This window comes from Microbacterium wangyouchuni, from assembly GCF_054072595.1.
Map to the genome: position 1 here is coordinate 443,649 of NZ_JBSVRM010000002.1, position 13,372 is coordinate 457,020.

12 protein-coding genes are annotated in these 13,372 nt (G+C 65.6%); 8 read left to right on the forward strand and 4 right to left on the reverse strand.

Annotation, left to right across the window (positions count from 1 at the left end; all coding sequences use genetic code 11):
• Positions 1-2 precede the first annotated feature (2 nt).
• From ACW5CM_RS04830 to ACW5CM_RS04850, 5 genes are all read left to right on the forward strand, one after another.
• Positions 3-278 (forward strand): F0F1 ATP synthase subunit epsilon, encoded by a 276-nt coding sequence (locus ACW5CM_RS04830; protein WP_457124318.1) that lies wholly within the window; start codon positions 3-5, stop codon positions 276-278.
• Positions 279-371: 93 nt separating this feature from the next.
• Entirely contained in the window at positions 372-1,118 is a 747-nt protein-coding gene (locus ACW5CM_RS04835; protein WP_457124319.1) for a YaaA family protein, read from the forward strand.
• Between the two features lie 95 nt (positions 1,119-1,213).
• Positions 1,214-2,005 carry a DUF5684 domain-containing protein gene (locus ACW5CM_RS04840; RefSeq protein ID WP_457124320.1) on the forward strand — a complete coding sequence of 264 codons (792 nt, stop codon included), beginning with the start codon at positions 1,214-1,216 and terminating at the stop codon, positions 2,003-2,005.
• A 195-nt stretch (positions 2,006-2,200) separates the two neighbouring features.
• Positions 2,201-3,046 carry a PP2C family protein-serine/threonine phosphatase gene (locus tag ACW5CM_RS04845; protein ID WP_457124321.1) on the forward strand — a complete coding sequence of 282 codons (846 nt, stop codon included), beginning with the start codon at positions 2,201-2,203 and terminating at the stop codon, positions 3,044-3,046.
• 69 nt (positions 3,047-3,115) lie between these two features.
• Positions 3,116-5,920: an FtsK/SpoIIIE domain-containing protein gene (locus ACW5CM_RS04850; protein WP_457124322.1), complete on the forward strand. Its 2,805-nt coding sequence runs from the start codon at positions 3,116-3,118 to the stop codon at positions 5,918-5,920.
• A 3-nt stretch (positions 5,921-5,923) separates the two neighbouring features.
• Here ACW5CM_RS04850 and ald read toward each other — a convergent pair whose 3' ends face one another.
• Together ald and ACW5CM_RS04860 are read right to left on the reverse strand one after the other, a co-directional pair.
• Positions 5,924-7,036, reverse strand: a complete 1,113-nt coding sequence (gene ald / locus ACW5CM_RS04855; protein ID WP_438253636.1) for an alanine dehydrogenase — start codon at positions 7,034-7,036, stop codon at positions 5,924-5,926.
• 54 nt (positions 7,037-7,090) lie between these two features.
• On the reverse strand, positions 7,091-8,086 hold the full coding sequence (locus ACW5CM_RS04860; RefSeq protein WP_457124323.1) for an asparaginase: 996 nt from the start codon (positions 8,084-8,086) through the stop codon (positions 7,091-7,093).
• Positions 8,087-8,147: 61 nt separating this feature from the next.
• On the opposite strand from ACW5CM_RS04860, the gene ACW5CM_RS04865 reads away from it, so the two are divergent.
• Entirely contained in the window at positions 8,148-8,654 is a 507-nt protein-coding gene (locus ACW5CM_RS04865; protein WP_457124324.1) for an OsmC family protein, read from the forward strand.
• Here ACW5CM_RS04865 and ACW5CM_RS04870 read toward each other — a convergent pair.
• Complete coding sequence (locus ACW5CM_RS04870; RefSeq protein ID WP_438253639.1) at positions 8,623-9,414, reverse strand: lysophospholipid acyltransferase family protein; 792 nt, start codon at positions 9,412-9,414, stop codon at positions 8,623-8,625. The two genes, ACW5CM_RS04865 and ACW5CM_RS04870, sit on opposite strands and share 32 nt — an antisense overlap.
• A gap of 171 nt (positions 9,415-9,585) precedes the next feature.
• Between ACW5CM_RS04870 and ACW5CM_RS04875 the strand changes: the two genes are divergently transcribed.
• Together ACW5CM_RS04875 and dxr are read left to right on the forward strand one after the other, a co-directional pair.
• Positions 9,586-10,515, forward strand: a complete 930-nt coding sequence (locus ACW5CM_RS04875; protein ID WP_457124325.1) for an FKBP-type peptidyl-prolyl cis-trans isomerase — start codon at positions 9,586-9,588, stop codon at positions 10,513-10,515.
• Positions 10,516-10,563: 48 nt separating this feature from the next.
• Positions 10,564-11,646 (forward strand): 1-deoxy-D-xylulose-5-phosphate reductoisomerase, encoded by a 1,083-nt coding sequence (gene dxr, locus ACW5CM_RS04880; protein ID WP_457124326.1) that lies wholly within the window; start codon positions 10,564-10,566, stop codon positions 11,644-11,646.
• Positions 11,647-11,648: 2 nt separating this feature from the next.
• Here dxr and ACW5CM_RS04885 read toward each other — a convergent pair whose 3' ends face one another.
• Positions 11,649-13,265 (reverse strand): Mur ligase family protein, encoded by a 1,617-nt coding sequence (locus ACW5CM_RS04885; RefSeq protein WP_457124327.1) that lies wholly within the window; start codon positions 13,263-13,265, stop codon positions 11,649-11,651.
• Between the last annotated feature and the right edge of the window lie 107 nt (positions 13,266-13,372).

Below are 13,372 nucleotides of genomic sequence, written 5' to 3' on the forward strand. Positions count from 1 at the left end.
TCATGGCACTCGGCGCTAGCTCGCTGAAGGTCAGCCTCGTCTCCGCTGAAGCGGAGGTCTGGACGGGAGAGGCTACGCTCGTCGTCGCCAAGACCGTTGAGGGTGAGATCGGCATCATGCCAGGACACGAACCGATTCTGGCCATCCTGGCCGAGGGCCAGGTTCGCATCACCGAGCTGAACGGCACGAAGGTGCTCGCCAACGCTCAGGATGGTTTCCTGTCGATGGATCGCAACCAGGTGACGATCGTCGCCGGTAACGCCGCCCTCATCGCCTGAACTGACTAATCACGGACGCGTCCGCTCTTCGACTCATACCGGTTCCCGGTCCCTGACACTGTCGAAGGGCGGGCGCTTTCGCGTCTGGACATCATGAAAATTCTGCTTCCCCCCTCCGAAACGAAGCGTGCCGGGGGCGACGGATCACCGCTATCGCTGCCCTCCCTCGCTCTCTCGGCGCTCACGGACCAGCGTGAAGCCTGTGTAGAAGCACTCGTCACGCTGGCTGCGGAACCGCTCGAGGCCCGCCGGGTGCTCAAGCTCAGCGAGCGCCAGCTCGGCGATATCGGGCACAACGCGGCCCTCCGCTCGGCACCCACTCTGCCCGCCATCGATCGCTACACCGGTGTACTGTACGACGCGGTGGACGCTGCCGGCCTGGACGCTGATGCCCGCGCATGGCTCGGGCGTCATGTGCTGATTCACTCCGCACCGTTCGGACCGGTCGCAGCGCTCGATGCTATTCCCAGCTATCGACTGGCAGCAGGTGCATCCCTGCCGGGTGTTCCACCATTGCGCAGGCTCTGGGCTGACGCGACCACCGCCGCGCTGGCCATGGAGGAGTCAGCGTTCATCCTCGACCTGCGCAGCGAGGCCTACGTCGCGCTCGGTCCGCTGCCGCAGCGTGCGGCATCCGCCTATGTCCGTGTCGTCACCGAACACGGCCGCGCTCTCAACCACTTCAATAAGAAGGCCAAGGGCGAACTCGTTCGAGCGCTGGCTGAGTCCCGTCCGTCGGTACGCTCCGTGCAGTCGCTCATCGACTGGGGGGATGAGCGGGGCTTCCGTTTCCGGCCGAGCGACGATGGCATCGCGCTCGATCTTGTCGTCGACTCCTGATCCGACATACGCCGATGATGCGTGCAGCGGCCCCGCGGGCACGCTATCGTGATTGACGCGACGTGGAATGCGTTGCTCATTCCTTGGAGGGACTAATGGACTCTTACTACTACGACACCACAGGGGCGGCCGCGGGCATCCTCGTCGTCACGGTGTTGCTCAGTCTGCTGTTCGCAGTCGCTGGCTACGTGTTGTCGTCGCTGTTCCTGATGAAGATCTTCGAGAAGGCTGGCGTCGAAGGTAAGTGGCGCGCCTGGGTTCCGGTCTACAACAGCATGATCTTCCTCAAGCTCGGCGACATGAGCCCCTGGCTGATCCTGTACGGCATCGGTGCATCTGCGGTGCTGGGCTGGATTCCGGTTATCGGACAGATCATTATTCTCGCTGCGGCCGTTCTGATGGTTCTGGCGGCTTACCGCGTTGGCCAGAAGCTGCAGAAGGAGGGCGCCTGGGTCGTTCTCTACATCTTCTTGTCGATCGTCTGGCTCGGAATCAACGCCTTCGACAAGTCGCGTTGGAACACGCAGATCCCTCCCGCTCCCTGGGCTGCTAACGCTTTCTTTGGCGACCGCACCCAGTGGGTTGCCGTCCCCGCGCAGTCGTCAGGTCAGGTTCCGCCCGCTTACGGTGCTGCTCCTGGATACGGTGCTGCTCCTGGCTACCAGCCGCCGGCCGCTCCGGGCTACCAGCAGCCCGCCGCTCCTGGATATCAGCCACCTGCAGCGCCGGGATATCAGCCGCCGCCCTCGGCTCCTCCCGCTGCTGCTCCCGGCATTCCTCCCGTGACGCCGCCGCCGGCTGACCCGCCGCAGCCTCCGACGACGCCGCCGGCACCCCCGATGCCTCCGGCACCGCCGGCGGATCCGACGCAGCCGCCGGCTCGATGAGCTAACCGCTTCAGACTGTGAGACGCAGGACTCTCGACTTTGTTCGAGAGTCCTGCGTCTTGCGTGGCGGATACTCCGATAGCGTTAACCCATGGTCACGTCGCAGTCCCGAACAACGTACGCTTCGCAGTTCCAGTACGATGTGTGAGTATCCTGCGGCCACCCGACTCGCCGCGTTCACCCCGGAGGCTTTCTTTGTCTGAGACGACCACGCAGACGTATCGCGTTGGCGTTACCGATGATGACGATGTGATTCTGCACTGGGCTGCAATCACAGACACCGGCCACCGGCGTGACAATAATCAGGACGCGTACCTCGCCGAGTTCCCGCTGTTCGTCGTCGCTGATGGTATGGGCGGTCATGCCGGCGGCGAGATCGCCAGCCAGAGCACGATCGCGCGGCTGCAAGAGATTGTCGATGGCGGGACAGTCGCCACCGCAACGATCGAGAAGGCGCTTGAGCTCGCCGTCGCAGACATCGCCTCGCATCCGGACACCACTGATGAGGGCACGGGCACCACTCTGACCGGAGTGTTCTTCGATGCGGCAATGGATGAACCGCGATGGGTGTCGCTGAACATCGGCGACTCGCGCGTCTACCTGCTGCGTGATGAGCGACTTGTGCAGGTGACGACAGATCATTCTGTGGTTCAGGAGCTGATCAGTTCCGGGCGCCTCAGTCCAGAAGAGGCTGACGGGCACCCGTACAGCAACGTGATCACGCGCGCAGTCGGTGCCAGTGAACTCACACCCCCGGATTACCTGGGCATCGAGGTGCTCGACGGCGATCGTTTTGTGATCTGCTCGGACGGATTGACGAAAGAGCTCACCGATTACGGCATTCAGCATTTCCTGCGCGAGGAATCGGATCCGGCAAAGGCTGTCGACGCGATGCTCGCAGCGGCTTTGGAAAATGGCGGGCGAGACAACGTCACGCTGATCATCGTCAAGGTCGAGCGTACGGGCGGCGCTGTTTCTGCGGATGATGCCGCAACAGCGAAGATCAGCACGATCGACGAGTCTTCCTCCACAGCGGAGTAGTTGAGAAAATAGCCTCAGAAGGTTGTGGATAACGGCTTCTGTGCGGTTCGGGTGTCGTGCAATGGGTGCATGGACCTTGAACCCATCATGCTGCCGCCCGCGGCCGCAGAGCCTCGCAAACAGCCCATTCCGGTGTTGGCGGCTGTCGTGCCGATCGCCGCAGGCGTCGTGCTGTGGTTGATCACCGGTTCGATCTTCTCGCTGTGCTTCGCAGCCCTGGGGCCGCTGATGATTGGGGCATCGCTGCTGGACGGGTTGCGCACGAAGCGTCGTGATCGCCGCATCGCGGACGAAGACGCAGTTGCTGCCTGGCGGCGCGTCGAGCAGGACCTGGGACGTCGGCAGTTGCGGGAGCGGCGCGAACTTCGGCGAAATCACCCTGATGCGGCTGCGAGCATTCTGGACCCGCCCCTGCGTGATCTGCAACCGATCGACGACACCACCGCGCTCGTCGTCGGCTCCGGCACGCGCCCCAGTGCATTGCGAGTCACCGGCGACGACAGCGAGCGTGCGCGAGCCTTTCGCGAGCGGGCGGCGAACCTCGAGGATGTTCCGGTGGTCGTCCCGATGCGGCGCGGTGTCTGCTTTCACGGACCGCTGCCTCTCGCCTCCGCCGCGGCGCGGGCTCTTCTGGTGCAGTTGTGCTTGCGCTTTTCCCCGTCGCAGCTCGCGTTGCTCGGCGACGGACTCGGGCCGCTGGGACTCGGGCGATTTCCGCACGCCGGTCGACCCCGCCGTGGTGCCTGGCGGATCGCTGTGATGCTCGGCGACGGAGACTCCCCAGATGCAGCTGCGCACGTGTGGGTATGCGATTCTGACGCAGACGTGCCAGAGGGCATCACGACGGTGATCGACTGCACACGCCCCCAACGTGGGCGGCTGCGGACCACCGCGGGTGTCGAAGAGATCGTGGTGGAATGCCTTTCGATGGCGCAAGCCCAGGCTCTCGCGGTCGCGAGTCTGGATCGCGAGGGCGATGTTGCCCAGTTGCCCGACAGCGTGGCCTTGGCACAACTGCGACCGCCGCCGCACGACGATGCGCCGGGGCTCCGTGCCGCGGTCGGCCGCACCGAGAACGCTGACGTGTTCCTCGATCTCGTTGAGGACGGCCCGCATGCGATCGTCACAGGTATGACCGGCTCGGGAAAGAGCGAACTGCTGGTCACCTGGATCGCGGCGATGGCTGCCGCGCACGATCCGGACACGCTGGCATTCGTTCTGGCGGATTTCAAGGGCGGTACGGCATTTGATCCGCTGCGAGCGCTGCCGCATGTGGCCGCGGTGATGACCGATCTTGATGAGGAGGGCGCCAGACGCGGTGTGGAGAGCCTGACCGCGGAACTCCGGCGCCGCGAGGCCATCCTCGCAGAGCTCGGCGCTCGAAATGTCACCGAAGCCGGTGGCAGATTGGCTCGCCTGGTGATCGTGGTCGACGAGTTCGCGGCGCTGCTGCAGGAGCACCCGGATCTAGGCGCCGTCTTCACCGACATCGCGGCGCGCGGACGGGCTTTGGGGATGCATCTGATCCTGGGCACGCAGCGCGCGGCCGGTGTGATCAAAGACGCGCTGGCGGCGAACTGTCCGCTGCGCGTGAGCCTGAGAGTGACGGAAGCCGCGGACAGCCGGCTGGTGATCGGCTCCGACGACGCTGCCGACCTCCCCGGTGGCGCAGCATCCCGAGGTCTGGCTTTCATTCGGCGTCCGCAAGATTCGGATGCTTTCGCCGTGCGCATCGCGCTGACCGGGGCGGACGATCTGCGCGCCGCTGCCTCGCGGTGGGCGGGGGCTGCCGAGCCGGCGAGTCCTTGGCTGCCGCCGCTGCCGAAGATGCTCGCGTTGGATGAGCTGACTCCTTCCCACGATGCACCGGACGCGCTGTTGGTGGGGCTCATCGACGAACCAGAACGGCAACGGCAGTCGCCGATGCTGCTGCGGCCCGGAACCGATCGAGGGCTCGCCGTTATCGGAGGAAGCGGCTCCGGCCGGTCGAGCATCCTCCGGCTTCTGTCAGCCCAGAGCCCACACGCCATGCTGATTCCCGCAGACTCCGAACGGGCGTGGGATGCCCTGACGGCGCTAAGCGAGGGGGATGCTGCGCCTCCGGGACTCGTCCTGTGCGATGACCTGGACCAGTTGACCGCATCATTTCCGGTTGAGTATGCGCAGGTTTTCATCGAACGCTTCGAGAAGCTGGTGCGCTCATCCGCCGCGCGCGGTTGCACCGTTGTGATCGCGACGGGGCGCGGATCCGGTCAGATCTCTCGCGTCGTCGATGCGCTGCCGCAGCGCCTGCTGCTGCGGATGAGTACCAAGATGGAACACCTGGCAGCCGGCGGCGACAACGACGGCTACCACCGTGACCGTCCGGCCGGGCGCGGCCGCATCGACGAACGGGAGGTGCAGATCGCTTGGGTGCAGCCGGAGCCCGCTCACGGTCACGCACCAGCCCGCGAGTCGAGCACTGATTCGCTGTGGTCGCCGGCGGCAGGAATCGTCGGGGTCGTCGCGCCCGCGGTGCGCCGTGTGACCGAGGCACTGCGCAGCGCCTTTCCGTACTGCGATGTGCGTCCGGTCGTTGACCGTCTCGCGGAGCAGGCAACGGATCACTCATCCACACTAACGATGTCGTCTCCGTCAACCCCGACGGTGCTGGTTGGAGACGCGGAAAGCTGGCAGCGTCAGTTCGCCCAATGGCAGCGTGTCCGCAGCGAGGGGGAGATGCTGATCCTCGCCGAGTGCGCGAGTGAATTACGCTCTCTCGCCGGATGCCGTGAGCTGCCGCCGTACGCCGACACCCATATGGCTCGTGCCTGGGCGCTGCACGACGGCTCCTCACCACGTCGGGTGGTCGTTCCCGGGCTCAGCGCCGTCTGAGCGTCACAGCGCCGACGCGAGCGGCTGGGAGTCCCAGCCGTGCGAAACAGCGACGCTCTCGTTGACCACAGCTCCGCCGGTGGTGTTGAGCCCGGCAGCCAGCGCGGCATCCGATCGAAGGGCCTCTCGCCAGCCCCGGCTCGCGATCTGGCGAATATAGGGGAGAGTCGCATTGGTGAGCGCTGAGGTCGACGTATTGGGAACGGCGCCGGGCATGTTGGCTACGCAATAAAAGACGGTGTCGTGCACGGCGAAGGTCGGATCGTCGTGCGTGGTGGGACGGGTGTCCTCGAAGCAACCACCCTGATCGACAGCGATGTCCACCAGGACGCTGCCGGGGCGCATCTGCGACACCATCTCATTCGTGACGAGCTTGGGTGCGCGGGCGCCGGGAATCAGCACCGAGCCGATCACCAGGTCGGAGGCGAGTACGGCACTGCGCAGATCCAGCGGGTTGGAGGCGGCCGTCTTCACACGTCCGGCGAAGTGGTCATCCAGCATCCGCAGTCGCGCGATGTTGGTGTCGAAGATCGTGACGTCGGCGCCCATCCCGCTGGCGATCACAGCGGCGTTCGCACCGGCGACACCGCCGCCGATGATGGTCACGGTCGCTGGGCGCGTTCCGGGAACTCCGGACATCAGCAACCCGAGGCCGCCGTTGGAGCGCATCAGTGTGTTGGCACCGACCAACGGGGCCAGTCGCCCGGCAACCTCGCTCATCGGAGCGAGAAGCGGCAATCCTCCGCCGGGCAGTTGCACCGTCTCGTACGCGATGGCGGTGACCCGTTCGGCCACGAGACGCTGTGTCAGAGCGCGATCGGCGGCAAGATGCAGGTACGCGAAAAGCGTCAGGTCTTCGCGAAGATGAACGTACTCGGATTCGATGGGCTCTTTGACCTTCAGAACGAGCTCGGCATTCGCCCAGACGTCGGATGCGTCGCCCAGGAGCGTCGCGCCCGCCTCGGCGTACTCGGCATCGGGCATGGAAGATCCGACACCGGCGCCGACCTGTACGAAGACCTCGTGGCCTGAGCGCACCAGATCATGCACACCGGCAGGGGTCAGCGCGACACGGTACTCGTTGTTCTTGACCTCGGTGGGGACGCCGATTCTCATCATTGCTCCTGTTCGCCCTCGAGGGTGAGGGATTCAGAGCCCCGGGTCGGGGCCTCAGATATCGGCGCCAGGACGGATCGTCCCGACGTCGCTGCCCCCGCCATGCACGGCGAGGGGGAGCGCAGCGGTCAACGTGGCGACATCGGCATCGCTGAGTGCGCCTGCCCGAGCCAGCAACGTTGCCGCGACGATCGTCGATGCGCGAGAAGAGCCGTCGAGCATTTTCAGAGCGACAGTCGCGCCATTGGGGGCGACCATCACCATGATCCCCTCGGCGCCGCCCTTAGTGAAGACGCCGAGCGTCTCAATCGCGATGGTGTCTGCCGTCCCTGGGCCCTGGATCGTCCAGGGGTTCTCCTTGACGGCGCGAACCAGGGTGCCGGCGACGCGGTGCAGCGCAAAGGGCGAACGCTCGGACGCGGTGCCGATACGGTGGATGCCGCGAGCCAGACCCGCAAGAGTGATTGCGTGTACGGGGGCCCCGCATCCGTCGACCGACGTGTGGGCGATCTTCTCACCGGTGAGGCGCTCGACGACCTCACGGATATGCAGCTGCAGCGGGTGCGCGGCATCCAGATAACCCGCAGTCGGCCAGCCAGTGGCGACACACGCACGCAGCATGGCAGCGTGCTTTCCCGAGCAGTTCATGCGGATGCGGGCAGGCTGCCCGTGCTCGCGAACAAGCTCATCGCGGCTGCGCGTGTCGCTCGGCCAAGCCGGCGGGCACGCGAGGTCATCCTCTGTGAGGCCGCCGGCGGTGAGAATTTCCCGCACGACGTCGGCGTGACGGTCCGTACCGGTGTGACTGGCCGTCGACATGGCCAGTTCGACACCGGTGAGATCTGCACCCGCGGTGACGCAGGCAACTGCCTGGAGCGGCTTCAAACTCGAGCGGGGGAGGATCAGCGCGTCCGGATTGCCGAGCGTTCGCACCACATCGCCGTCAGGCGAGAGCACGATTGCCGCTCCAGCATGGCGTGATTCGACGAATCCGCTTCTTTCGACAACGGCAAGTTCAACAGCATCCGCCACAGTAAGAGTCTCCAGCACCCCACAAGCCTAGTGCGTCCGGTTTTCCCATCCCTGTGGCGCACCGTGTCAGACTGGCGCGATGAAGATCGGGGAACACCACTACGCCCTCACCACCACGTGGGATGGAAATCTCGGCACCGGCACGAGCGGCTATCGGGACTACTCGCGTGATGTCAGCATTCGTGTCGATGGGAAGCCTCTGCTGCTGGCCTCCGCCGACAAACCTTTTCGTGGCGACGCCGAGCGGTGGAATCCGGAGGACCTGCTGCTTGCGGCGCTGTCGGAATGCCATCTGCTGTCGTATCTGCATGCCTGCGTGTCAGCCGGCGTCGTGGTGGTTTCGTACCGCGACAGCGCTACGGGGGTGATGACCGAGGATGGCAGGAGCGGGGGCGCGTTCACAGAGGTGCTTCTGCGGCCGCAGGTCATCGTGGTCGATGCCGCGATGATCGGCGCCGCCGAGCGCGCGCACGCGGACGCTCATCGGATGTGCTTCATCGCGAACTCGGTGAATTTCCCGGTTCGCCATGAAGCGACAGTTACGGCTGGTTCGGCTAGCGCCGCTCGTGCGGGAGAGCCTGCTTGATCTTTTCGATCGTGCTCTGGGCCGGCGGTTCGTTGTAGACACCGGCGAGTTCCTGACCGCTGAGGGCATGAATCGCGGACATGATCTGATCCGTGGCCAGTCGCCGAGCCCTGCCGCTGGAGGCTGGGCCATGCACCGAGACATCGATCGGATCGCCGAAGCGAACGGTGACGCGCTTTTTCAGCGAGGGCATCTTCGCGTCCTGCGGCATGACGGTATCGGTGTCGACGAGCCCGACGGGGACAACCGGAGCGCCAGTCTGCAGTGCGAGAAACGCCACGCCGGTGCGGCCCTTGTACAGGCGCCCGTCCCGGGAGCGGGTCCCCTCCGGATACAGCGCGACGGCGAGGCCCTCGTCAAGCAGCTGCCGCTGCTGGTCCAGGGCGTTCAATGCGGCTTGACCGGCGCCGCGACGGACGGGGATCGCGCCGATCGACTGGAAGAAACGGCGCATCATCGTCCCCTTCACGCCGGTCCCTTCGAAATAGGTGGACTTGGCCAGGAAATGCACGGGACGAGGCGCTGCCACGGGGATCGCGATCGAGTCGATGAACGAGAGGTGGTTACTGGCGAAGATCACGGGGCCGGTGGCAGGAACCTTCTCGCGTCCGAAGACGTGCGGGCGGTAGATGATTCGCGCGAGCGCACGGCCGAAAGCATAGATTCCGCCTGCGTGGCGTGGCGTCTCCGACTCCTCTGCGGCTCGCGTCCCGGTCGGTTCGACGGCCGACTCGGGGGAGGGCGACTGCTCAGAGGTCATCAGATCAGGCTACTCCCGGGCGCATGCCACCGCGGGAATGCAGCCGTCCGCGCGTGTCAGAGGAGATCGACGGAGCAGCTTCTCAGCGAGGGCAAAGGCGAATACGACAGTATGAGGTGTCCCTCCAGAAGATTTTGAGGTCTTACTGTGCGCAACCGCTCACTCATCGCCGTGTCCACCACCATTGCAGCCACCCTGCTTCTCGCCGGTTGTGCGGGTACCGAGGGTGCCACCGGACAGGACAAGGACTCCGAGACGACGGCGACCGACCTGTGCTCGGCCACGGTCGAGTCCGGCGCCGCATCGGATGATGTCACCGTTGAGGGTGACTTCGGCACGGCCTCGGAAGCGAAGTTCGAGCTCGGCCAGAAGGTTGAAGAAGCACAGCGCACTGTGCTTTCGGACGGCGATGGCGCAAAGATTTCCGAGGGTGACTACGTCAGCTACGCGCTCAGCGCCTTCGACGGTGACAGCGGTGATCGTATCGGCGATGCCGGCTACACCGACGGTGAACTGCTTCCCGCGGCATTGACAGCGGATGCGCCGCTCGGCCAGCTCATCGGCTGTGCGAGCGCGGGATCGCGCCTGTCGATCGTCTTCCCGACGACCGAAGAAGCCGCTGCCCAGTACTACATTCTCGATGTGCTCGACGTGGTGCCCACGGCGGCCTGGGGTGAGGAGCAGGAGCCTACCGAAGGCCTGCCCGCCGTCACGCTCGATGAGGACGGTGTCCCCTCCGTCGAGATCCCTGAGGGCGAGGCACCCACCGAGCTGCAGATCGCGGTGCTCAAGGAGGGCGACGGTGCTGCGGTTACGGCCGGGGACACATCGCTCCTGCAGTACCACGGCGTGAGCTGGAACACCGCAGAGACGTTCGATTCGTCGTGGGAGAACGGCGCACCGATCCAGATTCCGGGAAACACCTACGTCGAGGGCTTCGTAGAGGCGCTGGAGGGTCAGAAGGTCGGCTCCCAGGTGCTCGTCGTCATTCCCCCGGCGCTGGCGTACGGCGAGGAGGGCGAGAGCGAGCACGAGCTCGCCGGACAGACCCTCGTCTTCGTGATCGATATCCTCGCCACGATGCACCCGGCGGCCGCATAACGTACCCGTGAGTGCTCCGGATTCGACGCCGGGGCATAGGCTGACGATATGCGTCGCATCATCGTTCTGGGCTCTACTGGTTCCATCGGCACACAGGCCCTTGACGTCATCCGGGCCAATCCGCGGCGGTTCGAGCTGGTGGGACTTGCTGCGGGCAGCAACGCCGAGCTTCTCGCTCAGCAGGCCGAGCAGTTCCACGTCGATGACACCGCGCTCGGTGCGGAGCAGGCCGAACAGCTCGTCCGCGATGTCGACGCAGATGTGGTGCTGAACGCGATCACCGGATCGATCGGGCTCGGATCGACGCTGGCGGCGCTCCAGGCCGGCCGCACGCTCGCGCTCGCGAACAAGGAGTCGCTGATCGTCGGCGGCGAGCTGGTCACCGCGGCGGCCAAAGAGGGGCAGATCGTTCCGGTCGATTCCGAACACTCGGCCCTCGCTCAGGCGCTGCGCTCCGGCACGCACGCCGAGATCCGCAGGCTCGTGGTCACAGCATCCGGGGGGCCATTCCGCGGACGCACCCGCCGGCAGATGAACGATGTCACTCCGGCGGAAGCACTCGCGCACCCCACCTGGAATATGGGCCGCGTCGTGACAACGAACTCGGCGACACTGGTCAATAAGGGCCTCGAAGTGATCGAGGCGCGCCTGCTCTTCGACGTCGACTACGACGACATTCAGGTTGTCGTGCACCCGCAGTCGATCGTGCACTCGATGGTCGAGTTCATCGACGGGTCAACAATCGCCCAGGCATCACCGCCCGACATGCGTCTGCCGATCTCGCTCGCGCTGGACTGGCCACATCGAATCGGTGGGGTGGGGCGTCCACTGGATTGGACGCAGGCGAGCAGCTGGGACTTCGAGCCGCTCGATGATGAGGCGTTCCCCGCTGTCGCACTCGCGAAACAGGTCGGCCGTGCGGGTCGGACCTTCCCCGCGGTCTTTAATGCTGCCAACGAGCAGGCCGTGGACGCCTTCCACGACGGACGGCTGTCGTTCCTCGGCATCGTCGACACGATCACCCGCGTTGTGGATGCGCACGATTCACCTGATCAGTTGACCGTGGAGTCTCTTGCTGAGGCGGAATCGTGGGCTCGCGCAACGGCAGATCAGTTCATCGGCACGCGCTGAGGTCAGTCCGCGTACGGCACCGGCCAGTGCGGCTCCGGCACGGACCAGCCGGCATCACGCAGCGCGCGGCGGGCGAGTTCGCGTGCCGAATACGGCGTGCGCACACCGCGGACGTCACGGTAATCCTGATGCCCAGGCCCTGCCCACAGGATCGCGTCACCGTCACCGACCAGGGCGACCGCGGCAACGATCGCCGTTTCCGGCGGGGAATACTCGTGGATCTCGGCATCCGGCTGCGCGTTACGTGCGCCCTCGATGAGCGTCGCACGAATCGACTGCGGATCTTCGAACCGCGGATGGTGGTCGGTGATGACGAGGATGTCGCTGCCCTCGACAGCTGTTCGTCCCATATCGAGCCGTTTCGTCGCGTCGCGGTCGCCGTCTGCGCCGAAGAGCATCAGGGTACGACCGGGCGTGACGCGGCGAACGGCGGCGAGGGTCTTCACAAAGGCGTCAGGGGTGTGTCCGAAATCGACGAATACCGCGGGGCCGCTGTCGCCGGAGACCAGCTCGGTGCGGCCGGGAAGATAGGCGTTGATCTGGCCGTCGCGCTCAAGCGCCGACTTGATGCGTTCCCAGGCGTACCCGCCTTCCAGCAGCATCACGATCGCGAGGGCCGCGTTGGAGGCCATGTGCGGGCCGATGACGGGAACAACCGTGGTGAGGGATCGACCCTGGGGGCCCGTCATCGTGAAACGGGTGCCGCGCTGGCGTTCCTCGTCGATCGTGACAACCCAGTCGGCGGCCGCCGCGGCCTCGGCATCGGCCGCGATTGCGGGGGTGCCGACAGTGACGACGGGTATCTCTGAGGCCGCGACGACATCGGCGCCGGACGGCGAATCCAGGCAGATCACGGCACGCCGGGCACGATCGGGGCGGAACAGGGCCAGCTTCGCCGCGAAATACTCCTGCATGTCGGCATAATCGTCGAGGTGATCATGGCTGAGGTTTGTGAAGCCGGCGACATCGAAAACGATGCCGTCGACGCGGTGACGTGACAGCGCCTGGGCGCTGACTTCTACCGCGACGGCCTCGACGTCGCGCTCACGCATCAGCGCGAGCAGAGCGTGCATCTCGGATGCCTCGGGCGTTGTGAGTCGGGAGACGATGACGTCGCCGGCGATGTGGCGCTCTGCGGTGGAGGAGAGCCCGGTGACAACCTCGATTTGGCGGAGGATGCCCTCCAGCAGATGGGAGACGCTGGTCTTGCCGTTGGTTCCGGTGGCGGCGAACAGCAGTGGAAGCGTGTCATCGGCGCCGGTGCCGTACACCCAGGCGCTGAGGGCGCCCAGGACGCCGCGCGGGTCATCGACGATGATGATGGGGAGCCCGGAAGCGGCCGCGATCTCAGCACCGGCCGCGTCAGTGATGACGGCGACGGCGCCCTTCTGGGCTGCTGCTACGGCGAACTCCGCACCGTGCTTGTTGACGCCACGGATCGCGACGAAAGCCTCGCCGGCGCGGAGATCGGCGGTTGCGAGGGTGATTCCGGAAAGGGTGACACCGGCAAGTTCACCGCGGGTGGCGGTGGCAAAGCGGGCGGCGAGATCCGTCAGCGCCCGCTTTGGCGGAGCGGCTGGTCGGAGCACGGGCGGAAGACTGGGCTGAGTGGTCGACATAGCCCTTCTATGATCTCACGCGCAACTGTCAGGGACGTGGAGAGACACAAGCAGCGGCACACCCCCTCGCGGAGCTGTCCGACGCGCAAAAAAGGAGTCAGGAGGAA

Excerpts from the sequence above, each read along its gene's own strand:
- ACW5CM_RS04835 (WP_457124319.1), top strand. The coding sequence starts at position 372 with ATGAAAATTCTGCTTCCCCCCTCCGAAACGAAGCGTGCCGGGGGCGAC.
- ACW5CM_RS04870 (WP_438253639.1), bottom strand. The coding sequence starts at position 9,414 with ATGACCTCTGAGCAGTCGCCCTCCCCCGAGTCGGCCGTCGAACCGACC.
- ACW5CM_RS04830 (WP_457124318.1), top strand. The coding sequence starts at position 3 with ATGGCACTCGGCGCTAGCTCGCTGAAGGTCAGCCTCGTCTCCGCTGAA.
- dxr (WP_457124326.1), top strand. The coding sequence starts at position 10,564 with ATGCGTCGCATCATCGTTCTGGGCTCTACTGGTTCCATCGGCACACAG.
- ald (WP_438253636.1), bottom strand. The coding sequence starts at position 7,036 with ATGAGAATCGGCGTCCCCACCGAGGTCAAGAACAACGAGTACCGTGTC.
- ACW5CM_RS04850 (WP_457124322.1), top strand. The coding sequence starts at position 3,116 with ATGGACCTTGAACCCATCATGCTGCCGCCCGCGGCCGCAGAGCCTCGC.
- ACW5CM_RS04865 (WP_457124324.1), top strand. The coding sequence starts at position 8,148 with ATGAAGATCGGGGAACACCACTACGCCCTCACCACCACGTGGGATGGA.
- ACW5CM_RS04840 (WP_457124320.1), top strand. The coding sequence starts at position 1,214 with ATGGACTCTTACTACTACGACACCACAGGGGCGGCCGCGGGCATCCTC.
- ACW5CM_RS04885 (WP_457124327.1), bottom strand. The coding sequence starts at position 13,265 with ATGTCGACCACTCAGCCCAGTCTTCCGCCCGTGCTCCGACCAGCCGCT.